General features: G+C 42.8%; 24 protein-coding genes. 10 read left to right on the top strand and 14 right to left on the bottom strand.

Annotation, left to right across the window (positions count from 1 at the left end; genetic code table 11):
* On the top strand, positions 1-1,403 hold a 1,403-nt coding region (locus DR864_RS29700), incomplete at its 5' end, for an aldehyde dehydrogenase (NADP(+)) (protein WP_162794314.1).
* 96 nt (positions 1,404-1,499) lie between these two features.
* Positions 1,500-3,152 carry a UxaA family hydrolase gene (locus tag DR864_RS29695; RefSeq protein WP_114070776.1) on the top strand — a complete coding sequence of 551 codons (1,653 nt, stop codon included), beginning with the start codon at positions 1,500-1,502 and terminating at the stop codon, positions 3,150-3,152.
* Between the two features lie 74 nt (positions 3,153-3,226).
* Here the strand turns inward: DR864_RS29695 and DR864_RS29690 are convergent, their stop codons facing one another.
* From DR864_RS29690 to DR864_RS29670, 5 genes are all read right to left on the bottom strand, one after another.
* Positions 3,227-4,414 carry an NAD(P)/FAD-dependent oxidoreductase gene (locus DR864_RS29690; RefSeq protein WP_114070775.1) on the bottom strand — a complete coding sequence of 396 codons (1,188 nt, stop codon included), beginning with the start codon at positions 4,412-4,414 and terminating at the stop codon, positions 3,227-3,229.
* Positions 4,415-4,505: 91 nt separating this feature from the next.
* Positions 4,506-5,222, bottom strand: coding sequence for a hypothetical protein (locus tag DR864_RS29685; RefSeq protein ID WP_114070774.1), 717 nt, complete (start codon positions 5,220-5,222; stop codon positions 4,506-4,508).
* A gap of 24 nt (positions 5,223-5,246) precedes the next feature.
* The gene (locus tag DR864_RS29680) at positions 5,247-6,011 is read right to left on the bottom strand and encodes a LytR/AlgR family response regulator transcription factor (protein WP_114070773.1); all 765 of its coding nucleotides are present in this window, start codon (positions 6,009-6,011) and stop codon (positions 5,247-5,249) included.
* Between the two features lie 30 nt (positions 6,012-6,041).
* The gene (locus tag DR864_RS29675) at positions 6,042-7,103 is read right to left on the bottom strand and encodes a sensor histidine kinase (RefSeq protein ID WP_114070772.1); all 1,062 of its coding nucleotides are present in this window, start codon (positions 7,101-7,103) and stop codon (positions 6,042-6,044) included.
* An 85-nt stretch (positions 7,104-7,188) separates the two neighbouring features.
* Positions 7,189-8,139: a fasciclin domain-containing protein gene (locus tag DR864_RS29670; protein ID WP_114070771.1), complete on the bottom strand. Its 951-nt coding sequence runs from the start codon at positions 8,137-8,139 to the stop codon at positions 7,189-7,191.
* Between the two features lie 257 nt (positions 8,140-8,396).
* On the opposite strand from DR864_RS29670, the gene DR864_RS29665 reads away from it, so the two are divergent.
* The 3 genes from DR864_RS29665 to araD1 all read left to right on the top strand — a co-directional run bounded on the left by DR864_RS29665 (position 8,397) and on the right by araD1 (position 10,561).
* On the top strand, positions 8,397-8,981 hold the full coding sequence (locus tag DR864_RS29665) for a Crp/Fnr family transcriptional regulator (RefSeq protein WP_114070770.1): 585 nt from the start codon (positions 8,397-8,399) through the stop codon (positions 8,979-8,981).
* A gap of 73 nt (positions 8,982-9,054) precedes the next feature.
* Positions 9,055-9,486 carry an SRPBCC family protein gene (locus DR864_RS29660; protein WP_162794313.1) on the top strand — a complete coding sequence of 144 codons (432 nt, stop codon included), beginning with the start codon at positions 9,055-9,057 and terminating at the stop codon, positions 9,484-9,486.
* A 118-nt stretch (positions 9,487-9,604) separates the two neighbouring features.
* Positions 9,605-10,561: an AraD1 family protein gene (gene araD1 / locus DR864_RS29655; RefSeq protein WP_114070768.1), complete on the top strand. Its 957-nt coding sequence runs from the start codon at positions 9,605-9,607 to the stop codon at positions 10,559-10,561.
* Between the two features lie 227 nt (positions 10,562-10,788).
* On the opposite strand, the gene DR864_RS29650 is transcribed toward araD1, so the two are convergent.
* The 3 genes from DR864_RS29650 to DR864_RS30605 all read right to left on the bottom strand — a co-directional run bounded on the left by DR864_RS29650 (position 10,789) and on the right by DR864_RS30605 (position 13,447).
* Positions 10,789-12,132: a Gfo/Idh/MocA family protein gene (locus tag DR864_RS29650; RefSeq protein ID WP_114070767.1), complete on the bottom strand. Its 1,344-nt coding sequence runs from the start codon at positions 12,130-12,132 to the stop codon at positions 10,789-10,791.
* 62 nt (positions 12,133-12,194) lie between these two features.
* Complete coding sequence (locus DR864_RS29645; RefSeq protein WP_114070766.1) at positions 12,195-13,052, bottom strand: sugar phosphate isomerase/epimerase family protein; 858 nt, start codon at positions 13,050-13,052, stop codon at positions 12,195-12,197.
* Positions 13,053-13,225: 173 nt separating this feature from the next.
* Positions 13,226-13,447: a hypothetical protein gene (locus tag DR864_RS30605; RefSeq protein ID WP_374755800.1), complete on the bottom strand. Its 222-nt coding sequence runs from the start codon at positions 13,445-13,447 to the stop codon at positions 13,226-13,228.
* 184 nt (positions 13,448-13,631) lie between these two features.
* Between DR864_RS30605 and DR864_RS29635 the strand changes: the two genes are divergently transcribed.
* Entirely contained in the window at positions 13,632-14,819 is a 1,188-nt protein-coding gene (locus tag DR864_RS29635) for a tyrosine-type recombinase/integrase (protein WP_114070764.1), read from the top strand.
* 117 nt (positions 14,820-14,936) lie between these two features.
* Here the strand turns inward: DR864_RS29635 and DR864_RS29630 are convergent, their stop codons facing one another.
* The 4 genes from DR864_RS29630 to DR864_RS29615 all read right to left on the bottom strand — a co-directional run bounded on the left by DR864_RS29630 (position 14,937) and on the right by DR864_RS29615 (position 19,558).
* On the bottom strand, positions 14,937-15,986 hold the full coding sequence (locus DR864_RS29630) for a sensor histidine kinase (RefSeq protein WP_114070779.1): 1,050 nt from the start codon (positions 15,984-15,986) through the stop codon (positions 14,937-14,939).
* Between the two features lie 19 nt (positions 15,987-16,005).
* A complete protein-coding gene (locus DR864_RS29625) occupies positions 16,006-16,770 on the bottom strand; it encodes a LytR/AlgR family response regulator transcription factor (RefSeq protein ID WP_114070778.1) in 765 nt (254 codons plus the stop codon).
* Positions 16,771-16,926: 156 nt separating this feature from the next.
* Entirely contained in the window at positions 16,927-17,988 is a 1,062-nt protein-coding gene (locus DR864_RS29620; RefSeq protein WP_114070763.1) for a response regulator, read from the bottom strand.
* Positions 17,966-19,558 (bottom strand): sensor histidine kinase, encoded by a 1,593-nt coding sequence (locus DR864_RS29615; RefSeq protein ID WP_114070762.1) that lies wholly within the window; start codon positions 19,556-19,558, stop codon positions 17,966-17,968. The genes DR864_RS29620 and DR864_RS29615 overlap by 23 nt, the downstream gene beginning before the upstream one ends.
* 174 nt (positions 19,559-19,732) lie before the next feature.
* On the opposite strand from DR864_RS29615, the gene DR864_RS29610 reads away from it, so the two are divergent.
* On the top strand, positions 19,733-20,053 hold the full coding sequence (locus DR864_RS29610; protein WP_114070761.1) for a thioredoxin family protein: 321 nt from the start codon (positions 19,733-19,735) through the stop codon (positions 20,051-20,053).
* Here the strand turns inward: DR864_RS29610 and DR864_RS29605 are convergent.
* Positions 20,050-20,490: a pyridoxamine 5'-phosphate oxidase family protein gene (locus DR864_RS29605; RefSeq protein ID WP_114070760.1), complete on the bottom strand. Its 441-nt coding sequence runs from the start codon at positions 20,488-20,490 to the stop codon at positions 20,050-20,052. The two genes, DR864_RS29610 and DR864_RS29605, sit on opposite strands and share 4 nt — an antisense overlap.
* A 30-nt stretch (positions 20,491-20,520) precedes the next feature.
* Complete coding sequence (glgP, locus tag DR864_RS29600; protein ID WP_114070759.1) at positions 20,521-22,185, bottom strand: alpha-glucan family phosphorylase; 1,665 nt, start codon at positions 22,183-22,185, stop codon at positions 20,521-20,523.
* 518 nt (positions 22,186-22,703) lie between these two features.
* On the opposite strand from glgP, the gene DR864_RS29595 reads away from it, so the two are divergent.
* The 3 genes from DR864_RS29595 to DR864_RS29585 all read left to right on the top strand — a co-directional run bounded on the left by DR864_RS29595 (position 22,704) and on the right by DR864_RS29585 (position 25,323).
* The gene (locus tag DR864_RS29595; protein ID WP_114070758.1) at positions 22,704-23,333 is read left to right on the top strand and encodes an SDR family NAD(P)-dependent oxidoreductase; all 630 of its coding nucleotides are present in this window, start codon (positions 22,704-22,706) and stop codon (positions 23,331-23,333) included.
* A gap of 60 nt (positions 23,334-23,393) precedes the next feature.
* Positions 23,394-24,359, top strand: a complete 966-nt coding sequence (locus DR864_RS29590) for a YihY/virulence factor BrkB family protein (RefSeq protein ID WP_114070757.1) — start codon at positions 23,394-23,396, stop codon at positions 24,357-24,359.
* A gap of 157 nt (positions 24,360-24,516) precedes the next feature.
* On the top strand, positions 24,517-25,323 hold the full coding sequence (locus DR864_RS29585) for a sulfite exporter TauE/SafE family protein (RefSeq protein WP_114070756.1): 807 nt from the start codon (positions 24,517-24,519) through the stop codon (positions 25,321-25,323).
* The last annotated feature ends 67 nt before the right edge of the window (positions 25,324-25,390 follow it).

Here is a 25,390-nt window from a genome sequence, read left to right as displayed (position 1 = left end):
AAAAATCAGGCGTTGAAAAAGCCTTGTTTCTTGAAACCATTGCCGAAGAAATTGAGCATATCGGTGACGCTTTGGTAGAAATTGCCACCGCCGAAACGGGTTTGCCCGCAGGGCGTATTCAGGGTGAGCGCGGTCGCACTACGGGGCAGTTGCGCTTGTTTGCACAACTCTTGCGGGAGGGTTCGTGGGTAAACGCCCGCATCGAAACGGCGATTCCTGACCGTCAGCCGCTACCAAAAGTTGATTTGCGTATGATGCAGCGTCCTTTGGGGCCAGTCGGCGTATTTGGCGCGAGCAATTTCCCGTTGGCATTTTCGGTAGCAGGCGGAGATACGGCTTCAGCGTTGGCAGCGGGGTGTCCAGTGATTGTAAAAGCACACTCGGCGCATCCAGGCACTTCTGAGTTGGTTGGTAAAGCCATTCAGCAGGCCGCGATTAAATCGGGTATGCCCGACGGCGTATTTTCGTTGTTGCACGGCAGCGGTACCGAAGTGGGCGCCGCTTTGGTCCAACATCCTTATATTAAAGCCATTGGCTTTACGGGTTCGTATCAAGGTGGCATGGCGCTGGTTCAATTGGCGGCCAATCGCCCCGAGCCGATTCCTGTCTATGCCGAGATGGGAAGTACCAATCCCGTGTTTATTTTACCCCAAATCATGAAAGAAAAAGGGGCACAGATTGCGCAGCAATTTGCCGCTTCGGTGACCTTGGGTGTGGGGCAGTTTTGCACCAATCCGGGCATGATTATTGCCAATAAAACGGAAGATTATCAACCCTTTTTGGCGGATTTGGAAACCCAATTTCAAAATGTTTCGGGTGGTGTGATGCTCACGGGCGGAATCCAGAAAGCTTATACGCAAGGAATTGCAAAACACCTTGAGAATGAAAGTGTATCCATCGTAGCAAAGGGAGTAGAGGCAAAAGGATTTACGGCGGTTCAACCGATTTTGTTTAAAACCGACGCCAACGCCCTTGCCCAAGACCATACGCTTTCGGAAGAAATATTTGGCCCAACCAGTGTGTTGGTAGAAGCCGACAGCAAAGAAGAAATGTTGCGCATTGCCGAAACCATGGAAGGCCACCTTACGGCTACCGTTCACGGTACGCCCGAAGAATTGGCAGAGTATGCAGATTTAATCGATTTGTTGGAACAAAAGGTGGGACGTTTACTCATCAACGGTTTCCCAACGGGCGTGGAAGTTTGCCACGCGATGATGCACGGTGGCCCGTTCCCTGCTTCTTCCGATTCTCGGAGTACATCGGTCGGAACTGCCGCTATTTACCGTTTTACCCGTCCCGTCAGTTACCAGAATTTCCCTGAAAATCTGTTGCCTGATGAATTGAAAAATGCCAATCCGTTGGCTATCTGGCGTTTGGTAAACGGTGATTTTCAAAAAGCTTAAAATTTTAATAGGTTAAAAATGAGCAGTTAAAGGACTTCTACATTGTAGAAGTCCTTACTTAACTTCCTCAAAATCATTCACTCAACTTTTTTTACAATGCACACCTATTTGAGTGTACATCCCAAAGACAACGTTTTAGTTGCGCTGCAAAATCTGCCGAAAGGCACTAAAATTGATTTCAATGGTCGGTCGTTTGAATTGGTCATGGATATTCCTGCCAAGCATAAATTTGTGACCGAAAACTTGACAACGGGCGGCCACGTGACCATGTACGGCGTGTTAGTAGGAAAAGCGACCCAGCCCATTCAAACGGGGGAGCAGGTTACTACCTTCAACCTTAAACATGATTCGGACGAATATTCGGTAAAGAAGCGCAAACCGCAGTTGGATTGGCACATTCCTGATGTTTCCAAGTGGGAAAACCGAACTTTTATGGGCTATCATCGGTCGGATGGGCAAGTTGGAACGGCCAATTATTGGCTGGTATTACCTTTGGTTTTTTGCGAAAATCGAAATATCCTAAAACTCAAAGACGCGTTTGACAAAGCCCTTGGCTACGCCTTCCCTGATATTTATCTCCAGCAAACACAGGAATTGGTTCAACTGTTCAAGTCTCAAGGTCCCGATGGTCTGAGCGAATACACACCAGGTTATACTTCAGAAAAACCAACGATTCAACCGCTTTTTCCTAATTTGGATGGGATTAAATTCTTGACGCACGAGTCGGGTTGTGGCGAAAACAACCAAGATTCGGCGCTGTTGGCGGCTTTGTTTGGGGCGTATGCCAACAATGCCAACGTGGCAGGAATTACAGTCTTGAGCTTGGGTTGTCAGAAAACCCAGTTTGAAGATTTAACGCAGGAAATCAAGACGCGCAATCCACTGTTTGATAAACCCATTTTATTTTACGAACAGCAATCCTACGGGACGGAATTTGAGATGCTTTCGGCGGCTATCAAGGGTACTTTTCAGGGCCTCGTTGAAGCCAATAAGTTGGAAAGACAGCCCGCCCCGCTTTCTAAACTCAACATCGGACTTAAATGCGGTGGCTCCGACGGTTTTTCGGGAATTTCTGCCAACCCCGTTTTAGGGCATTTGTCTGACATTGTCGTGGCGCTGGGCGGCAGAACTTATCTGGCCGAATTTCCCGAGTTGTGCGGCGTAGAGCAGGAACTCATTGACCGCTGTGTGGATGAAGAAAAAGCGCAAAAATTTGAAACCCTCATGCGCGACTACGCCGCCAAAGCCGAAGCCGTGGGCGCAGGTTTTGACATGAACCCGTCGGCTGGAAACATCAAAGATGGTTTGATTACCGACGCCATCAAATCGGCGGGAGCGGCCAAAAAAGGCGGTACCGCCCCCATCGCCGATGTATTGAATTATACCGAGGTTTCAAAAGTGCCTGGTTTGCATTTGGTTTGTACACCAGGAAACGACGTACTGGCCACTACTGGACAGGCGGCTTCGGGCGCTACGATTACGCTGTTCACGACGGGATTGGGAACGCCTACGGGTAACCCCATTTGTCCAATGGTGAAGGTAGCAACCAACACAAAATTGGCTCAGAAGATGTCTGACATTATTGATTTTGACTGCGGCCCGATTATCGTCGGTGAGAAAACCATCGAACAAACCGCCGAAGATTTGCTGGATTATTGTATTGATTTGGCAAGCGGAAAATTCAAAACCAAAGCACAACTGCTTGGTCAAGATGACTTTATGCCGTGGAAACGGGGTGTAAGTTTATAAGTTTTTAACTTTCAAAAAGGGGCTGCTTTGAATATTCGAAGCAGCCCCTTTTATTTTTATCTCATCAAGATAAGCTATAACCTAAAAAATCCTGTTGAAAATTCAGATTCAAAATCCAAGCCCTGCGTACAGTTGGCACCTAATCGACCCATGGCATCTGAACACATGGCCCCGTAGCCATTGCCCCCCGTGCAGATGTATTGTTCCCGTCCGATTTGGGCAATCAGCGGGCGGCGCGATTGGGTGTATTCAATGATGCAGTGTTTGATTTGAAACGATAAGAAATCAATCGTTGGACATAAATCAATCGCCATTTGTTTCAGCACCGCCAATTGTTCGGGTAACGGCTCTCGGCAAAACCAGTTTTTTATGTCTTCCAAATTTGTCAAAAAACGGTCGTCTTTCAGATTAGCGCCGAGTTTAAAATAGTATTTCTCATCGGGATAAAGTACGGGTTGAATACCATAAATTTCGTCGTAAGTGTCTGTTTTGCAGGTGTATAAAATGGAAGGCATCTGCTGTAATTCTTCGGCCTGTTTTTTTGAGACCTCGGCCAAGATGATGGTTTCCGTTTTTATTTCCAACGGAACATCAGGGGTGTTAAATTGAAAAAAAGGATGAAAAACGCCCGTGGCATACAGCACTTTCTTCGTCCGAAAGGTTTGCGCCTTTCCCGTGGTTACTTCATAAAAATCGGTTTTGTCAATAACGGTTTCTACCACATCGTCGACCAATTTGCCGCCCGATTTAGCGAAAATAGCCAACTGGGCTTCAATCAATAAACGCGGATTCAAATGCCCCGACAATGCTTTTTCGAAGTAAGCAACCGACGGTTTTTGAAAATAAAAGTAAGGAAAAAGCTGTTCAAGTTGAGTTTCATTCAAGACCTGAAAATCATTTGCTTCTTTTGCTAGTAGTTGATAATCAATGGCTTTGTTGAAATGATCGTCGGGCAGTAGATCGCTTACGTAGAGGCACCCTTCATTGCCGTAAAAAGCTATGCCTGATTGGTCAACAATAGATTTAAACGCCGCTTGGGTTTGGGTGTTTAGCTTACTCCAATCTTTGGTTTTACCGATTTTTCGGGTTACTCTTCCCGAATCGTAATGGCTCGAAAACACTTTTGCATCCTTAAAATCAGCGGGTTTGGGTTCTGATGGTCCAATCAAGAGCGTTTTTAAACCATCCGTTTGTAAATACTTCGCCGCTGGGGAGCCAAACAAACCGCGTCCAATCACAATCACATCGTATATTTCTGACATAGTGTTCATTAAAACCGCTTAATAAAGCAGCAAAATAAACCCTTTTGACCAAAGATATGTAACTTGTTTTGTTGGGAAATAATGAAGGCAATTAAAACGAAAAGCCAGCACGGAGGGTTAACCGGTTAAAATCTTCGGTTTTTTCAATGTTTAATTGTGTAACTGACGACCGTTGAAATCGGTAGCCTGCACCGATGACAAAGCCCGTATTGTTAGTGAATAATATTTTTAAACCAATCCCCCCCGCAAAGGTGCTACCGCCGCCAAATCGGAGATTGTCGACGTCGTTGGAGGTGGCGTTGAAACCATAGCCGCCTTCCACAAAATAGAAGGGTATCTTATCACCTGTGCGGCTAAAATCTCCCCGGAGGCTAAGAACGACTGGCACAAAAGTTTGGACGGCGTACAAATCCGCACCAATCCCCAAGCCCGTGTATAACCACTGATTAAACTTGTAACCGTTGGTGGTTTGAAAAGAAAAGGCGGAAGTAGTGACACCATTGGAGGCACGGTTGCTCATGGCCAGCGGTCCCAATTCAGTGTAGTGAACAAAGCCTTTTTCTTTGTATTTGATATTAGGGTTAGACGTTTTTAAAGGGACTGTTTTTTCAATTTCAGAATGCTGAAAAACCCATTGGCTTTGGTCGTAGGTTTCAATTTTGTAAACGGGGCTTTCCTGCAATACTTTGCCACGAATGATAGAGCCGTTTTTAAGATAAAGACTTACATTTTTGGGAGATTGTCCAATTGATAACGTGCTGTAAAAGAGAGCTATAACGAGAAGTGATTTTTGAGGAAAAGGTTTCATTGTAATAACTAAATTAAATGGGTCTTAATTATCCAGCCAGACTTTAAACTCTGGACTTCTTTCTTTGCTGACGTATGTGTCTTGTTCAAAAGTAGGTTTAAGATAGACCTGAAGTCGGCTGTTGAGGAGGGTTTTAACCTTTTGTACAGCGTCTATCCCCACAATCAATTTTCGGTTGATTCTGAAAAACAACTGTGGGTCAAGGATTTCTTCTAAGCTCTCCAAATTGTAATCAATCAGGTACTTTCGGCCCTCGTTGGTGACTAAGTAAACAACCTTGTCGTCGGCAAAAAAATAGGCTACTTCGTTGATGTTTTTAAACTGAATGGTATCCCCAAATTTAACCAAAAATCGATTCTTATATTTTTTGCTTAGGGATTGTATTGTTTGCTTAATACGCTGAATATCAAAGGAAGAAATACTTTTTCGGTCTTGCATCAAGGTGTGATACTTGGCAAGAGCATTGTTTAATTCGTGTTTATCGATAGGCTTCAATAAATAATCAATACTGTTGATTTTGAAGGCTTGCAAGGTGTATTGGTCATACGCAGTCGTAAAAATGACGGGACTTTTGACCGATACACGGTCAAACAAGTTGAAACATAAACCATCCGATAAATGGATGTCGAGCAGCATCAAATCGGGTTCGGGATTGTGTCGGAGCCAGGCGGCGGCATCTTCAACCGACTCCAACGTCTCAACCACTTCAATAGAAGGATCAAATTCGTTGAGGAGTTGTGAAGCTCTTTTAGCAGAAAGGGCTTCATCTTCTAAAATCAATACTTTCATGGCTTGTCAATGGCTAAAAGTGGGAAGAAGCTAGTCTGCACGTTCAATTTCGGACGAAAAAGCGGGTTCTTTGAGACGTATCAGTGGAATCGTGACGCTGAATTGTTCGTTGGTTTCCGCAATAAGAATGCCTTTTTGCCCCAGAAATTCGTACCGTTTTGAAATGTTGCTCAATCCCAATTTTGTTGATTCTTCTTCATCAACTATTTTTCGTTGCAAATTGTTTTTGACGGTCACCGAAGCGCCATCGACGCTGAAGATGTCAATGTGCAGTGGTTTACTCTTGGCAATTACGTTGTGTTTGATGGCGTTTTCAACCAGCATTTGCAGCGATACGGGTACGATATACGCGGATAAACACGAAGGAGCAATTTGAATATTGATTACTAAACCCGTTTGAAAACGGGTTTTAAGTAAATAAAGATAGGATTCGATAAAATTGATTTCTTCACTCAATTCAATAATTTCCTTTTCATGACTCTTCAACAAGTACCGATACACCCTCGAAAACTGCCGTACAAATTCCACGGAAGCATTGGCGTCGGTCGGAATTAAAGCGCTTAAAACACTCAGATTGTTAAATAGAAAGTGGGGGTTAACTTGGTTTTTAAGGGATTGGAGTTGGGCCTGCGTACTAATTTTTTTATAGTTCTCAACTTCTTTATAGCTGTGTTCTAGCTGAAGGTGGTATAAATAAATGATGTGGATAGTATTCAGAAAGAGATTGATACGAAAACAGACCATCAAAAAAAGCTTCAAGGATAATACCCAATCCTGCATACGGGACGAAATGGTCAGGTAACAAACGATTCCGCCCAACATTAAGGTGATGAATAATGTAATCAGAATACTGCCCGTAAAATTATAGGCGATTCTTTTCCAAAATATTTTGATATTCTTACCAGAAATGTAATTGTCCCACACGCGGTTGCCTTCCCAAATCCCGATGACTACCAAGATAAAAAGAGCTAAAATCACTGACTTTGGGGTACCAATCGGATAATGGTCAAATGCTTCTACTAGGACCGTATTCAGAAATGAATACAGTCCTAGCAAAATCATGTATACAAACCGATTTCGAATGGAAAACATAGCGGTAAAAGGGATATTGGAATTAAAAAAAGGGCAAACCCCGTTTGATGAAGAAACGAAGCCTGCCCGTGGGTTATTCCTTTAATTAGGGTAGCAACACCTTGTCAATCACATGGACAACTCCGTTGGTGGCCAGAATGTTTGCCGCTGTAATGTTGGAAGCACCGCTGGTTTTTCCCACCACTTTCGCGCCACCAGAAAGGTTAAACGTAACTTTACCCGCAGGGTTGGCGGTAGAAACCTCACCTGAAACGTTTGGCAAATCGGTTGAGAAAACGCGACCTGGTACCACGTGGTAGAGCAATACATTGGTCAAAAGGGTTTTATTGGCGGGATCCAATAAAGCTGATTTAGGAGTGGTCTTGTACAGTTCGGTAAATGCGGCGTTGGTTGGCGCAAAAACCGTCAGACCATTGGCCGAAGCTGAAGCAAGAGCGGTTGCAACTGCGGGGTCAGCGGCCAAAACAAGCGATACCAACTCCGAAAAATTGCTGTTGCCCTGTGCTACTTGCACCAACGATTGCGTAGGAGGTACAATTACGTTGTCAATCACGTGGATTACTCCGTTGGAGGCGCTTACATCGGTAGCAATCACTTTGATGTTGCCATTGATAAACACACCGTCGGCATTCTTTGAGAGATAAATGTCGTTGTTTGTATTTACGGTTTTTACCGTTCCGCTTTTTACATCAGCGGCTTTTACATTGCCACTTAGCACGTGGGTCGTCAAGATGGGCGTGAGTGCTTCTTTAGTCAAACCGTCCAGACTGGTGATCCCCGCTTTGGTAAAAGCGGCGTTATTTGGCGCAAAAACCGTAAATGGGCCTGTCCCCTGCAAAGTAGTCACCAATTCTGCCTTTGATAAGGCCCCGACAAGGGTGGAGAACTGCGGGTCGGCCGAGGCTACGCCAGCAATATTACCAAGCGCAGGGGTTGACGGAGCGTCGTCGTCATCGTTGCAAGCCGTAAATGAGAGCGCCAGCACTGCCGCCGCGAGATAGATTTTGAGGGTGTTACTTCTGAGGGTAGTTTTCATGATTGGATGATATTTAACGTTTGAAAAATGGTTGATTAACTGCACAAAGAAGTCTCGTAGACGTCAAATCGTTTTTTTTTACGGACTGAATCAACCATTTTTAGGAGTGAACCGCCTGTTTTTTGGGAGTGAACTGGGGTTTTATTTGTTCAATCATAAATCAAAATTTATTGCTCAATTAAGGCTTGAAAAGAGGATATTTTTGCAAATAACAAGACTTATTTGGCGTAGAATAGTCGCATTTAATGATCTAAAAAATGGAAAGCGCTTTTGAAAAATACATTCAGTCTTATTTTGGAATCCCACCCGAAACGGTGGCGGAAATCGTCTCTTATTTTCAGCCAATGACTTTAGGGAAAGGGGAATATTTTCTGAAAGAAGGGGCAAAATGCGATAAAATGGGTTTTGTGCAATCGGGCATCATGCGCGAATACCTCATCGAAGAGCAGGGCCGAGAAGTGACCAAATGGATTTCTACCTCAGGGTATTTTGTCGTTGATATTGCCGCTTTTTTGTTTCGTTTTCCCGCCCGTTGGAATCTTCAAGCCCTTTCAGACTGTGAATTATTGGTCATTCACCAGAATGATTACGCCCAAATCGGTCAAAAAGTACCCCAATGGCCCGAATTGGAGAAACTGTTTATTGCCCGTTGCTTTACGATTCTGGAGCAACGCATCGTAACGCACCTGTCTTTGACGAGCGAAGAGCGTTACGAACTTTTTTTTACCCATCATCGGGAGTTGTTCAACTTGGTACCGTTGCAGTATTTGGCTTCTATGCTCGGCATGACCCCCGAAACTTTCAGCCGAATCAGAAATAAATTGGCCAAACGCACTTCTTGATTTTTGTCAAGAGAGATGATATAAATGGGCGCGACCTTTGTAGCATCAATCAATGCAAAAAATAAGTAAGACAATGAAAATCAACCCAAATGCCCCCGTCAAACAAGCAAAACAGATTATGATTTATGCCACACCCGAAAAGGTATGGGCCGTATTGACCGACATCAATCATTGGGTAAACTGGAACGACAGAATTACCCAAGCGCAGGCATCTCAAACTCCGCGCGTAGGCGTTCGGTTTGATTGGAAGGTAAACGGGGCAAAAATAAAATCAGTGCTTCACTCCGTTGAAATCAATAAAAGCTTTGGATGGAGCGGGACCACCTTTGGCGGTTCGGCCATTCATAATTGGTATTTATCCGCCCAAAATGGTGGAACACTGGTGAATGTTGAAGAAAGTATGGAAGGTTGGCTGGTGTATTTATTTAAGAACAAAATGAACAAAGACCTTGAAAAGGATATGCAATTTTGGCTAGAAATGCTGAAAAAAGAATGTGAAAAATAGGCTTGCCGCTGTAAATCCCCTACCCAAAGAGAGTAATTTTTGGCGTAATGAGTAATTTTTGGGTCAATAATCATTATGTAAATAAATGATAACGAACCTTTTAAAGCCTAGTACTACAATGCGACTAATTCAGTTTATAGATTCGGATAACCAACCCCGCGTGGGCATTGTCAAAGATGACAAAATTCAAATTTTGTCGGCGATAAACTCTGTTTATGAATTATTTCATGATGCTGCTAAAAACAATCTAAGTCTGGAAGAGAGAGCTACAGCGTTGGCTGGTGAACAGTATCTTGAATACGAAACTTTAGTAAAGACAAATAAACTTCTACCGCCTTTAACCCATCCCGACCCGTATCATACGTGGATTTCAGGCACGGGATTGACGCACTTAGGCAGTGCCTCCTCTCGCAACGCGATGCACGATAAAACCAACGTGGCCCAGCTTACCGATTCGATGAAAATATTCAACATGGGAGTGGAAAACGGGAAAATGCAAGCGGGTATTCCTGCCTCCCAACCCGAATGGTTTTTCAAAGGAAATGGCTTGATGGCGGTTAATCCGGGGCAGGATTTAATGTCGCCCGCGTTTGCAATGGACGGTGGCGAAGAACCTGAAATGGTGGGTTTGTACATTGTGGATGCGCAGGGGACTCCGCAGCGTATCGGATTTGCCGTAGGAAACGAGTTTTCAGACCACAAAATGGAGCGTATCAACTACCTTTATTTGGCCCATTCCAAACTACGAAATTGCTCCTACGGGCCAGAGCTGTTGTTAGGCAACCTTCCCGAATCCGTCAAGGGAACCAGTCGCATTATTCGTGATGATAATGTACTTTGGGAAAAGGAATTTTTGACGGGCGAGGCACACATGAGCCATAATTTGGCCAATTTGGAACACCATCACTTTAAACACAAATTGTTTAGACAGCCGGGAGATGTGCATGTTCACTTTTTCGGAACGTCGGTATTAAGCTTTGCTGATGCCATCGAAACCCAAGAAGGTGATGTTTTCGAAATAATGGCAGAAGGTTTTGGGAAGCCTTTACGCAACCGATTGACTATCGAAAAATAATGAGAATTCATTTTACTCATCTTATTTTGAAAAATCAATAATTGCATATAACTAATTAATAATCAATCATTTAAATATAGCTATATTCAAAGCTTAAAGCCAGAATAGCGATAAAATACCAATTGAAAAAATACGACTATCTCTGAAGTTTAAGATTTAACAATAAACGCGTCAAATCAAAGAAATTATTCTTTGATTTGACGCGTTTATTGTTGGCGTTAACTACCTTAAATCTTTGGTTCCCAACCTTTTTCGTACTCACGTCCCCACAGTTTCATGGCGTCGCGGTCGCGGATATGGCCGTTTTGAGGGTCAACTTCGAAAGACTTATTGGTACGATAAGCAATGTTGGCTAGGTGACAAAGTAGGGTACTTTTAGCCCCTTCGTCGATGGGTGAGGCTTGTTTTGCCTTGCCCCGTACAGCGTCAAAGAAATTGACCACGTGGCGAGTGGTCATGTCGCCGCCCCCGCCCAGGGCAGTGCCTGCTTCCGAGCCAGTCGACTTACTGTCTTTGATTACTTTGCCGTCTCGATTAAATAATTTATAGCCGTCGCGGTCAACGTATACGCTTCCGTTACTGCCATAGATAACCGTTCCCCGGTCGCTGCCGTAGGTTTTATGACCGTTTCGGCTTTTACCATCCCACTTAATTACCTTATTTCCAGGAAAACGGAACATGGCATCCATTGTATCGTACATGGTCCAACCATCGTCCAAGAAAGAGCGTTTGGCGGCTTCAACCATTACAAATTCGGGAAATTCTACCTGCAAAGCCCAACGCGCCACGTCCAATTCGTGGGTGGCGTTGTTGCCGCTTTCGGCAGTACCGTAATCCCAACCGTACCAGTGCCAGTTATAATCCCAAGTATCGTGGGTGTATTCTCTGCGGGGAGCGGGCCCCTGAAACAACTCCCAATCCAAACCATCAGGAACGGGGGCTTTTTTAGGAACAGGAACCTCCCCGCGTGAGGCAGCGTAGAAAGCCACGGCTTTGTAGGCCGTTCCGATAGCACCGTTATGGATTTGGTTAATAATGTCAATCGACTCCAACGACGAACGTTGCTGATTGCCCATTTGAATCACTTTACCGTATTTTTTCTGGCATTCTGCCAAAATTTCACCTTCACGAGGATTATGGCTACAAGGTTTTTCGACATAAACGTGTTTCCCCGCCTGCACGGCCATCCACGTACCAGGTGCGTGCCAGTGGTCAGGAGTTGCGTTTATGATGGCATCTACTTGTTTATCAGCGTATATTTTACGGAAATCGTTTTCTAATTTTGGCGCATAAGTAATGTGCTTTGAAAACTTTTGGGCCGCTGATTCGCGCTGTTTTTTCATGACATCGCACAAATAAATCAACTCTACATTGCTGCTTTTAAGGCCAATAGGCTCATAATACGCCCCTAAGCGGCGCCCCAAGCCCAAAATGGCCAGGTTGATGCGGTCGTTGGCTCCGATGATTTTAGCGTAACTTTTGGCCGACATGCCGTTTGCCAACCCGCCAAAGGTTAGGCCAGCGGTGCTCAATGCGGCTTTTTTTATAAATTCTCTTCTCGAATTTTCCATTTTAAATTAGTTTAAATACTTGTCTGTTAGTAAAATAGCTTATTTGAAGCAGGTGATTATGTCTACACTTTGCGTTTGCCTTTTTTGGAGGCTTCACAAACCCCTTTGAAATACCCTACCGACTCGGCAATGCCCGCCAAGGGGTCTTTCATGTCTTTTTCGTATTCCAAGCTGCAACATCCGTCGTATTTTACCTTACGAAGCATGGCCACAAACGCAGGAACATCAATCACTCCACGGCCTAATTCGCAGGTTTTTCCCTCTTTTGAAGCGGCGGTTACGTTTTTAAGGTGAATATCAAAAATCCGTTTGTTGTATTTTTCTAAATCTGCAATAGGATCATCACCAAAGCGCATGTCGTGGCCCATGTCAAAACAAAGACCGATGCGCGGGTCAAGATTTTTAACAGCATCAATCACCGACGAGGCATTAGGCCAAAGTTTAATATCTGGGCCGTGAATGTGAATTGCGTAACGCATGTCATACTCTTTCACTTTCTTGTCAATGTAAGGCAAAAGGTCTTCATTGGGAACCCCAACGATGAGTTTTACCCCAACACGCCGCGCATAATCGAAGCCATTGTCGATTTCTTGCGTTGTTTTCATATAAATTGGACCCACGGCATAGCCCGTTACCCCTGATTTTTTTAGGGTTTCGTGAAACGTAACGATTTGCTCAGCTGTACTATTAAAAGGCAAATGGAAATCTTTGATACACAGGTAGTGTACGTCCACTTTTTTCATCATTTCGAGGGCTTGGTCCAGCTTGAAATGCACGAAACTGTAGCCGGCAATTCCCAATTTAAACAGGTCTTCGTTGGCCTGAGCGTTGGTTTGGGATGCACCAAAGGAAGCCGCTGCGGGGCTCGCCAATGCGATGGTCCCCATGGCATTTTTAAGGAATGATCTACGGTTGGTCATGAAAGGGGAGTATTATGTGCCTGCGCACGGTTGATGGTTTTTGGGTTATTTTATCAATGATTATCAAGAATCCTTTTCGGGAGGGTACGCCTTAGTGATGCCGTTTGTGCAACGCCTTAAATTTTAAAGAAGGGGTTTGTTTTTCTCTACTTACTGGCATTTTCTGTTAAAGGCTAAAAGGGAGAGCGGGCATTGGTTACGCAAACGTTTTCGTTAAAAGTTGAACGTAAGCTATTGACTATCTGCACAATGCGTAACTTGCAGAGTATGAATGGCTCCCCCAAATAATCGTACGGATTTGTCCGCCGGGAATTTTTTTTCAATAATTCAAAAATATTTTTTTCAAGTAGCGCTTTATCCCTCATGGGTGGGAAAGCTGAGCGGCTGCGGGTAATTTGCTGACAATCGTTGAATTTGATTTTTAGCGTAGCCGTACGTCCGTAAATCTGTGTGCGGCTACACCAATTTCATCAAAATAAGCAAATAATAAACCATGCCGTAATTTTCAACAATTAACACAAAACATCATTTGTATAACGTTGAAAATTTCCTTACCTTTAAAATGATTAAATCAGTCCGATGAAGCTTCAACAAATTTCGCGCAGGGTAGAAGTGACACCCTCAGTGGGTTCGGCGGTGTTAACCGTTAGTCAATTGATTAATTATTTTGAGGCCTCTTTAAAAAAGCCAAACAACTACCCACGTATTGCCCGTACCTATGTTGAGTATTGCCTAAACAATCACTTTGGCATGGATGCCGTCAGCCTCAATTTCTACGCTGCCGGAAAAAAAGGGAATCTCGTTTCGCCCGTGCGTAAGTTTTTGAAGTTTTATGTAGAACAAGGTCAGCCGCAAGTTGTCTTAGATCCACCCACCGCGAGCAAAATTTCGCCCGCCGCCAATGAACTGATTCTGGGTTATCTCAACGATGCTACCCATTTGCGCGGCGACCAAAGTCGGGAAAACTATACCAAAGCCCTAAACGCTTTTTTTGAATACATCGAAATAGAAACGAAGTCTGGTCGGTCCGCCTCATTTTCCAGTCGGACCATTGGACAATACGTTAACTTTTTGCGTACAAAAAACCTATCTGCTTTTACCATCAATTTTTATTTATCGGTGATTAAACAATTGACGGTTTGGGTCATCAAAAACCGCTCTCGCTTGGGGTTATCGGCGGAACAATTGGAAGACTTGCACGAAATTTCGGGTATCCGTGGGTTGAGAATTGAACGTGGTTTTTATAAAGACAGTTTGAGCGAAAACGAGCGGACGGCTTTGCTCGCGTCCATTGAAAACCCCACCGACCGTGCCATTGTAGCGTTGCTTGGTATCGAAGGCCTCCGCACGGTTGAGGTATGTAGGTTGCAGGTGGGGGATGTTGATTTGGAGCGCGGACAGTTGTGGGTATTGGGAAAAGGAAAACACACCAAAAAAGTAATTAAACTCTTTGAAGCCTGTGCTGAAGCGTTGCGCTTGTATAGTATACATATAGGTGATCAAGCCACCAAAAACACCCCGCTTTTTCCAGAGTTAAAAACTGCACAAATTCGCTATCGGGTTGATAAATACCTAAAAGCATTGGGACTAAAACGACCAAAAATTTCAGCCCATAGTTTGCGTCATACGGTGGGACAATTGTTGATTGAAAAAGGAATTGAACCGATTCATGTTCAGCGGCATTTAAGGCACGAGCTGTTTGAAACCACTCAGTTTTACATTAAAAAACAAACGGAGAAAGAGTACCTAAACAAAATGCCTGACTAGATATATTTAATCACGGCCAAGGTTTTTTATCTCTATAAGAAAAATATATTTTGCTTATTTTATTGACAGAAAAACGGAATAAAAACGTTATAAAAACAAAAATTATTTTTTAAATTACTAACGATGAACAAGTTCATACGCAAAATTTGGCTCAATAAGCGGAAGTATTACCTGAAACTTAGTTTCTTCCTGAAACACCGAAACAGCAGGCTGATTCAAAAGTTGATACTTGGCCATTATGTTGTTGAGGCCAATTTTATTGGAAGCAACCGCCAGACGTTTTTTTTGAAGGTTATTTTCAACACACAACATATTATCAGCCGCATAAATCCGAATATGCAACGGTTTGGAAGCAGAAACAATATTGTGTTTTACGGCATTTTCAAACAATAATTGAAGCGTCAAGGGTGGAATAAGAAAGTACGAATACTGTTTTGGAATATCAATACTGAGTTCAATCCCTTTTCCGTGACGGGTTTTGAGAAGGTTAAAATACGCTTTTATAAACGCTATTTCTTCCTCCAAGGCACACAATTCACGGTTGTTTTCCCGCAATAGATAGCGATAAACCGACGAAAGTTCATCAATAAAATCACTGGCTTTTTCAGGACTCGAATGCACCAGAGACGAAATAGAATTTAAACTGTTAAACAAAAAATGTGGGTTAATCTGGGCCTTCAACGAGTCAAGTTGACTCTGTAAATTGGCCTTTTTTAATTCTTGTGCTTCTTTGTAGGAAACTCGCCATAAACGATACAAATAAAAGCCCTCAAAGACCGTAGCAATCTGAATCGTGCCGACTAATGACACCAAAGCATTGAAAAAATAGGGCTTAAAATGGGTGTAATCTACATAATCCCAAACGGCAAACAGTTGATAAAAATACGTTTGTACCACCCGAACCGCAAAAGAGCCAATGGTAAACCAAACGGCTTGATACAAAATGCGTTGGCGGGTATGAATGAGTTCAGGAAATTTTCGGCGAGAATAAATAATACCGATGCGATTTACTTCCCACACAAAAACCGCCCCCAACACAAAGAAAAAAGGAATTTTCCAGTCATCTGCGTAAGGTACATTGGTATAACCGTACATGACCCACTGCCCAAAAAGAGCAATGAGCGGAACACCCGCCAAACGAGTCCATTTATCGTTTAATTTTTTCATCAATTTCCAGTCGATGCCCCTATTTACCCATCCATTCTTTAAAATCGCCCACACGTTCACGGCTTACCGTTACTTCCTTCTCGACAGAAGGTTTTAGGTCCAATTTAAGTTTTCCATTAAAGTAATTATGAATTTGAACCACCGATTTTATTCCCAAAATATACTGACGATTGATTCTGAAATAGTATTTAGGGTCAAGTTGTTGTTCGAGTTCATCAAGGCTGTAATCAATCACATGTTTAACCCGGTCGCGCGTCATTAAAAAAGTAATCCCCTCTTCAGTGTAAAAATAAGAAATATCCATGATTTCAACCGGAATCAGCCGTTGTCCGAGTTTTACCAAAAAACGGGAGCGATACTCACGCAGTTGGTTATGACGCTGCAACTCCGAAACCAATTTGGAAATATCAATCGGTTGAGTTTGACTACTGTTTATCTGCTCATATTTTCGCAAAGCTCTCTCGAGTTCTTCTTTCTTTATGGGTTTAAGTAGATAATCGACGCTATTTACCCGAAAAGCCTGAATCGCATATTCATCGTAAGATGTTGTAAAAATAACTGGACTTTTTACCTCCATTTGATTGAAAATCTCAAAACTTTGCCCGTCGCACAGTTCAATATCCATTAAAATCAAATCAGGATTTGGGTGGGCTTCCAGCCATTCAAGGGTACTTTCAATGCCATCCGTTATGCCCGAAATTCTAAGTTCAGGAGCAATTTCAAGCAGCAATTTTGATAATTTTTGTACTGCTAAGGGTTCATCTTCAACGATAAGCACGTTCATGGATTTGTTCATTTGAGAATGTAAAATGACACAAAATTACCGCATCAATAAAGAGAGAAATGATTGAAGTGTTAAAAAATACCAGTAAAATAAATGAAAACTCACTTGAATTGAAGGACATGTAATACTTGATGGTCAGTAAAGGCTTAAAATACGTTACCGAACGTTCATGCGCAGTTTATCTGGTTGCACCACCCGAAAACCCTGAGGGGTGACTTCTACAAAACCATCATGCTTGAATTCGCTGAGGGTTCGAATCAGCGATTCAGACGTCGTGCCAATCATCGCGGCCAGGTTTTCACGGGAAAGATGAATTGCTTTTTCGGGTTGTTGGGCCTGCAAAACCAGCAACGTATCGGCCACGCGGCGGCGCAAAGAATTGTAAGCCATACCAAGAAGTTTCTTTTCTTGGTCGCTTACGCGGCTAGACATCAACTTGATAAATTTTAGGTTTACCTCCAAATCATCAGAAATCACTTTTAAGAAATCGGCTTTAGGAATATAGGTTAATTCTGAATCAACAATTGTCACGGCCGAATCGGTGTAATCATTGTGCATAAAAAGGGGTAAATAGCCAAAGAAATCGCCTGGTTTATAAAGCCCTGTAATAAACTCTTTGCCGTCACCGTTTGTACGAATGGTTTTAACCTGCCCTGATTTGAGATAAAACAACCGAATAGGCTCATCGCCCTCCAAATAAACGTATTGCTTTTTGGGGATAAAGTGCGGCTTTCTCTCTGTGGGGTAGCTTTGAAATTTTCCTTCATGGTAGGTCTCCTGTAAAAAACGGTTCAGACTATCCTCCTGCACAGAAGGAATCTGAGGGAGGTTGAACGGCAGTTTGAGATGGGAAACCCTGTTCAATCGAACCTCAATGGACCGTAGCAAATCACTTTCATCAAATGGCTTCATCAAATAATCATCCGCCCCTAAATCCATGCCTTTGCGCAAAACAGTACGCTCAGTTTTGGCCGTCAAAAAGATAAATGGGGTTCCCGCCAGTTGAGGATTTTTGTTTAAAATTTGTAACACCCCGTACCCGTCCAATACAGGCATCATAATATCACAAATCACCAAATCGGGCTTAACGGCAAGGGCTTTCTCTACCCCTACCTTTCCATTTTCGGCAACATAAACCTGATAACCAGCCAATTCAAGAATATCGGCGGTATTTTCACGAATGATTTCGTTGTCTTCAATCAACAAAATGGTTTTCATAGGGTAAGGTTATGGTAACTGTTGTTCCCTGATTCAAGACACTAGCCAGCTTTATATCTCCACCCAGAAGATTGACATATTGCCCTACAATGTGCAACCCCAGCCCCGTGCCCGAAATATTGGCGGCGTTTTTAGCTCTAAAGAACCGTTCAAACAAATGTTTTTGATCTTCTTCCGAAATACCGATTCCGCTGTCCTGCACGGTAAGCGTCAATTGCCCCTCTTTACATGTTCCCTCCACCGTAATAATCGATTCAGAATCAGAGTATTTTACGGCGTTTGTCAGAAGATTCAGGATGATATTGCGCAACAGTGTCGCATCAATAATAATGACATCAGCGGGGGAAATATGGGTCTGAATCGTCTGTCTTGGCTTCAACATTCCTTGCATAATATCCAGAATTTCATCCACCAGTTGGGCCAAATTCACGCGGTCGGTGTGAATTTCAACCATTCCTTCCTCTAACCTGCCCAATGACAAAAACTCTTCTAGGATTTCGTTGAGGTGATTTACTGACGCACGAATACGCACCAAATGTTTGTGGATTTTATCCTGATGGTTTCCATCAACATATTTCTCAACCAACATAGTGGAGGTTAAAATAGCCGTAAGTGGCGTTCTAAACTCATGAGAAGCCAATGAAACAAAACGCGATTTTAAAGCGCCCAATTCTCGTTCTCTTTCTAAAGCTTTCGCGAGTTCTTCTTTTGACTTTTCAAGTTGTCGGAGGGTGTTTATAAGGGCGTGGGTTCGATTGGCCACCTTTTGTTCCAACTCAATGTTGAGCTGGTTAATCAATTCATGTTGGGCCTTAAGTTGCAGCTTGGCTTCTTTCTTAAAGACAATGTTGTTGATAAACGCAATAGCATACAGCGCATCATTCAGTCGAAAGTAACTAAGACTAATTTCAACAGGAAAGTCCACGCCGTCTTTATTGACCGCTTTCAGGTCATAGCCATTTCCCATTTCTCGCGTTTGCGGGTTGGCGTTAAATTTTTTTCGATGCTGCCGATGCACATCCATACGGTCGGGGGGAATCAATTGCTCAATGTCCATTGCCATAAATTCATCCTCCGAATAGCTGAACAGTCTTTCCGCCATTCTATTAGCCGAAATAATCTGTCCATTTTCATTGCAAACGATGATTCCGATGGTCGCATTGGAAACGATAGTTTCATATTGACGAATGGATTGCAAAAGTGCAAGTTCGGCTTCATACAACCGATTTAGATTGACAATACGAACCAAGGCGGCATTTGTACCCCGAATACGGCTAATTGTAATTCCTGCCCTAAATACCTGCCCGTTAAAACGCTTTACTTCGACTTCTTCATAATGATGCTCAGACTCCATGAGCTTTGCTATTTTTGCGGCAATCTCAGTATCATCGTCATGCGCAGCGCGAAACCAAGGATCCTTGAAATCTGAAAATTTTTGAATGCCCGAAAACCCCATTAATCTTATACCCGACTGATTAATACGTTGAAAATGAAATCGTTGTAAATCATAAATTCCTAAGAAATCATTTTCCTGTTCAAACAGTAAATCCGATAAGTCATTAAAAAGCATATTCTTGGGTTTTCGGGTGGTGTTTTACGAAGTTTCTATCTAAAAACGATATTATAACGAAGAGGGTGCGGGGAAAACACAGGGGCAGAGTTGACCAAAATCAATTTCGGAGGACAAGAAATCATTACCTTTGCCCAAGTTAATGATTCGTTTTTATTTTAAAAATAAGCAGGCATGGAGTTCACGGTTTCGCATCCGATACAGATTCCCTCGCAGTCCGCTGATTTACTTATTTTTATGCCTTCAGCGCCGGGAGAAAACACCTTAATTGCTTCGCTTCACTCCTTAGCAGATTTGCTGCAAAATCTGCTCGGTACGACTGTTCATGTATTCAAAATTGATGAAATGACGTATCCTGGGATTGTTAAGAGTTTTGACATCTTCAAAACTCCCACCTTTGTACTAGTGCAGCGGGGCGTTGAAGTTTGGCGTCAAATTGGCATGTCGGATGCCCCGACAATTATCAAAGCGGTAAAAAATCAGTTGACTGACTAAAGCCTAAGACTACGGCCTGCTTTTGATTTAATATGAATTCGGTACACGATAGGCTGCACCGTTTTCTCAGTTTCCGTTGGATTTTGAGTTAAGGTTCCAGGTTTTTCGTTGGCAAATACAGGCACTTTTCGGTTTTTGAGTAGATACAGGGCAGAGTCGCGCAGTTCATCGTGTAATTCCTCAAATTCTCCTTCAATCAACACACTATGCCAAACACCCGGGCTGATCATTTCATCAATTTCGAAAGCTACATTCGGGTTTTTTCTTACCATATCAATTTTGGTTCCTGCCCGTGTAATGCCGTAAATGTAAAGCCCATCGTAAAAAAACATGACTGGTTCAATCAATGTTCTGTTTTCTGCCGAGCACCCAATTCGCCCGAAATATTGATTGTGCAGCATGTGGTCTATAATTTCCGTTGAAAGTTCAGTCAGCATAGTAGATGGTTTTTAATAGGTTGTATCAAATTAGGATTTATAAAGCCGTTCGTAGTACTCCGTCGCCAACCGAAGTGCATCAAAACGCGGGTTTATTTCATTTATTCCAGCTTTTACAATCGTCCACCAAGCATCGGGCGTTTCGTAATAAAGCGGCAAAATCTTGTTTTCAAGGTAATCAAACAGGTTTTTTGCATCAAAATCGTCCTGCTCGTGGGTCGGGCTGTTTACATCGGCCTCGGGTAAGATAAAAGCATTCTGGCCGTTTATGGCAAATTCAGGTACCCAGCCATCATTTGTTGAACACAACAACGCGCCGTTCATAATGGCTGTCATGCCGCTGGTTCCTGAAGCTTCGTGGGTGATACGCGGCGTATTAAGCCACACGTCTCCTCCCCTTTTTAGCATTTTCGACAACGAAAGTTCGTAGCCTACCAACACCGAACAATTCACGTAGCGCTTTGACAAATGCACAAGTCGGTCAAATTGGCTAATGCCTACATAATCGTAGGGGTAAGGTTTACCCGCCCAAATCAGTTGGATAGGATAGCGGGTATTGGAAATCAAACGCTCGAAGCGCTCCATATCATTGAGCAATAAATCGGCTCGTTTATACCCAGTCAGCCGCCTTGCCCAAACAATCGTCAGGATATTTGGGTCATACATCTCGCCCGTTTGGTCGGCTACTACTTCAAACAATTCCTTTTTCCAATCAGCCTTTTTATTTCTTAAAAATTCATCATTGCCCGTTTTTGCCGCTTCCATGTAGGTATTATCCGCCCAATAAACTTGGCTTTGGGCATTTGTAATGTGAATAATAGGACTGATGTCAGGCGTATGTTTCCACATGGCGTTACTTATTTTTTCGTGCATCGCAGAAACGGCGTTACTGAGTCGAGCCAGTCGCAAAGCTCCCAGTGCATGATTGAAAGAGTCTCCTTCTACCCCCGTCATACTCCTTACTTTGTCTAAAGGCAGATAATAAAAAAAGCCCATGCGGTCAAGTAAACGAATATCCGAATGCGGATTACCTGCCTCTTCGGGGGTGTGCGTTGTAAACACAACGCGCTCTTTGACCGCTTCAATGCTGTTGAATTTTGAATACAAATAAAAAGCCAATGGCAATGGGTGGCTTTCATTCAAATGATATATGTCTGGGGTTAAATTGAGGGCATCCAGCAACTTTGCCCCCCCAATACCCAGCACCGTATAAGCCGCAATGCGGGTTTCGGGATTCGGGTCATAAAGCCGGTGCGTAATGGTTTGGGCCAAATAATCATTTTGTGGCAAATCCGTGGTCAACAGAAAAAGGGGCGCAGTGCCAAAAACCGAAGGGGGCAAATAGTACGCCCCTACCCACACGGGTGCATTGTTAATCAGCACCTGCACCGTAACGTTTAGTTTTACGAGAAAACCATAATGTTTTTCCATAAACAAAACATCCATGGTCTGGTCAGCTTTTCTGATTTGGTCATAGTAGCCATACTTCCATAAAATACCAACTCCAATGAGGTTTTGCTTAAGCGCATAGGCCCCCCGTAGGTGCGAGCCCGCCAAAAAGCCCAACCCTCCTGAGTACGTTTTTAAGGGTTGATGAATGGCAAATTCCATCGAGAAATACGCCACGCGCTTGGAATACTCGGCCGTAAATCCATTGAAATCGTCGGCGAAACCTGCTAATGAATATGTACTCATGTTTTTGACACAGTTTGGAAACTGGTAAAAGTGCCCAAACGCTATTTATTTAGAAAAGTAAGATACTAAAATAGGAACTTCCTCCCTATGAAGCTAATCATGGGGAAAACTGACTTTTCTCACTCCTAAAAATCTGTTTTCTGAGGAGTACTAAATCCTATTTATCGTTTACTTAACAGGGCTTTAAGCTACGCGTTCAAACTATTTTAGCACCTATATTCAACATATAACATGAACCTACACTGGGAATTTATTTGCACAACGGGGAATATTTTACTCACTATAAAATGATTCAGAAACCTTAAAATCAATCTTAATCGGCTGTTTTTAAGGTTTTTTTTGACTGAGCACAAAAATTTATATGGGGAAATAATCACTAATGAGGAAAGCTCATTTTAAATCAAAATAAACATAAAACCTGAATACATATCGAACATTTTTTACGCCGCTTTTACAATGAGATAGACTGGTTAGAATAAAGTTTTCTGACCAATTGATAACTTTTAAACGGATAAAAAATGAATAACTCCACGTTAATATATGCACTCATCACCCGGGCTACGGGTAAAATTGGAGAATCTTTTGCGCGCATTCTGGCACGAGAAGGATACAGTTTGGTATTGGTAGATACCAAATCAGATTTATTACAAAAAGCTTGTAGCACTATCCAACAGGAATTTCCTTCTACCCACACAGTCTGCATCAACAAAGATTTAACCCCCGAATCTGCCTCATACGAGCTTTATAAAGAGATAAAAAATCAAAACCTGACCATTGAACTATTAATCAATAACGAAGAAATCGAAAACCTAGAACAAAATCCTTCATTAAAACATACCAATAGTTTCTACGGAAAGGATGGCATCCCTACCACCAATACTTTTTTAAAGCACCCCTTAACCATTCTATTTCTGAAAGAAATGATGGCACAAAATAAAGGGAAAATAATGCACTTTATCTCGACAATAAACCGCGCCCGCAACATCCGGTTTTCGACACATAACTTCGATAAACCACTTATTTTTTCGCTCATTGAGGTATTTCAAAATACCATCCAAGAAAGTCTCATTGAGCTAAATATCCTGAATTCGCAAAAGTATTCCCTGTCTTATACGTCGTTGGATGATTTGGATTTAAGACATAATTAGGGGCCGCACTGGTATGGTATTTTAATTTCGTTTTACCCCATCTACTAAAAAACGAATTCAATGACGCGAAAAATCACGCTTAAAGGATTGTGGGAAGTCTTGCTAAATTCATTCAATGGGTTTTTAGACGACAATGTGACGAAACTCGGCGGCTCGCTGGCGTATTTTACGGTATTTTCGGTAGGGCCATTGTTGGTGGTTATCATTTCTTTTTGCGGTATTTTTTTGGGACGCGAAGCCATCGAAGGGCAAATTTATGCGCAGTTAGACAGTTTTCTGGGCAAAGATACGGCCATAGAATTACAGGAAATCATCAAGAAGGCTGCCATAAGCGGTAAAAGTACCACCGCTGCCGCCATCGGTGTGGCCACGTTGTTGGTAGGAGCCACGGGTATCTTTGCCGAAATTCAGGACTCCATCAATAAAATATGGGGTATCAAAGCCAAGCCCAAAAAAGGATGGTTGAAAATCATCCAAAATCGTTTTTTATCCTTTTCGGTCATTGTAAGTCTTGGTTTTTTGCTGGTGGTATCATTAGCCGTTACGACCATCTTAGACGAATTTAACAATCGGTTGCAGGCCGCCTTTCCTGAAGTCACTATTGTGGCATTTTACATTCTAAATCAGGCACTTACGTTTATCGTTATCAGCTTACTATTTGCAGTTATTTTTAGGGTTTTGCCCGATGCCAAAATCAAATGGCACGATGTATTGGCGGGTTCAATGCTCACCGCCCTTTTATTTATGCTCGGCAAGTTTGGTATTTCCTTCTACATCAGCAAAACCAACATCGGCAGCATGTACGGCGCCGCTGGCTCCATGGCTATTTTGTTGGTTTGGATCTATTATTCTTCTTTGATTCTGTATTTTGGGGCCGAGTTTACGAAGGCCTACGCCATGAAATTTGGCTCGGCCATTTATCCCAATGCGTACGCCATCACCGTCAAAGAAGTAGAAATTGAAAACGGAAAAGATTCCATTCAAACCAACGAAAAAAAAAAGAAGGACCTCATTGATAAGGCCTAACAATCCAAAAATAAGCAACTTAACCTTCCTGCAAGTCCCTCTGAAAATCTTCCCGTTTTTCTTAAAACTTTCTTTGGCTATGTGACAATTATCACGGTAAGGCCCTTTTTGACCTTCTACTTTTGCAGAGTCATTCAACAACTCACTGCAAAAGAAAATGAGCTCAATTGAAATTTTTGGTTTTTCTGCCTCCATTTTTATCGGAATAAGTCTCGGGCTTATCGGTGGCGGCGGCAGCATTCTTACTTTACCCGTTTTGGTTTATTTATTGGGCATCAACCCTGTTCTCTCAACAGCGTACTCCCTTTTCGTGGTCGGTACTACATCCTTGGTTGGCTCCGTCAATTATATGCGCAAAGAATTGGTCAATTATCGCGCCGCGCTGGTTTTCGCCATTCCTTCTTTTATCACTGTTTTTCTAACCCGTAAATACCTTGTTCCTGCCATTCCTGATTCATTATTTTCGGTAGGAGGATTTGAGGTCACCAAAAATATCGGCATCATGATATTTTTTGCCATTGTGATGTTGGCCGCTTCGTATTCAATGATTAAGGAGAAGAAAAAGCATAAAAACGAAGAAGCTGGTGAATTGAAATTCAACTACCCTGTCATCGGACTTGAAGGAGCAGTCGTGGGGGCATTAACGGGCCTCGTGGGGGCTGGAGGTGGCTTTTTAATCATTCCCGCGTTGGTAGTTTTAGCGCATTTACCCATGAAAATGGCCGTAGGAACTTCCCTCCTTATCATTGCGGCAAAATCACTCATCGGGTTCATCGGCGACGTATCCAATCTCCCCGTCGATTGGCCATTTCTACTTGAATTTACCGGATTCTCCGTCGTCGGCATCTTTGTAGGGTCTTACCTCTCAAAGTTCGTCCCGAGCGAGAAGCTTAAAAGAGCGTTTGGCTGGTTTGTACTCGTGATGGGCATCGGGATTATTTCAAAAGAAATTTTCTTTAAATAATCAAATAAAATGTGGCTTATGTAATAATTGTCACAGTACAGAGCACCGCCTCAATCTAACTTTGTAT

Origin of the sequence: Runella rosea (genome assembly GCF_003325355.1) — a bacterium.
GTDB classification, from domain to species: Bacteria; Bacteroidota; Bacteroidia; order Cytophagales; family Spirosomataceae; genus Runella; species Runella rosea.
Note: the sequence above shows the minus strand (reverse complement) of the source record. Positions and strands in the feature narration are given on the sequence as shown.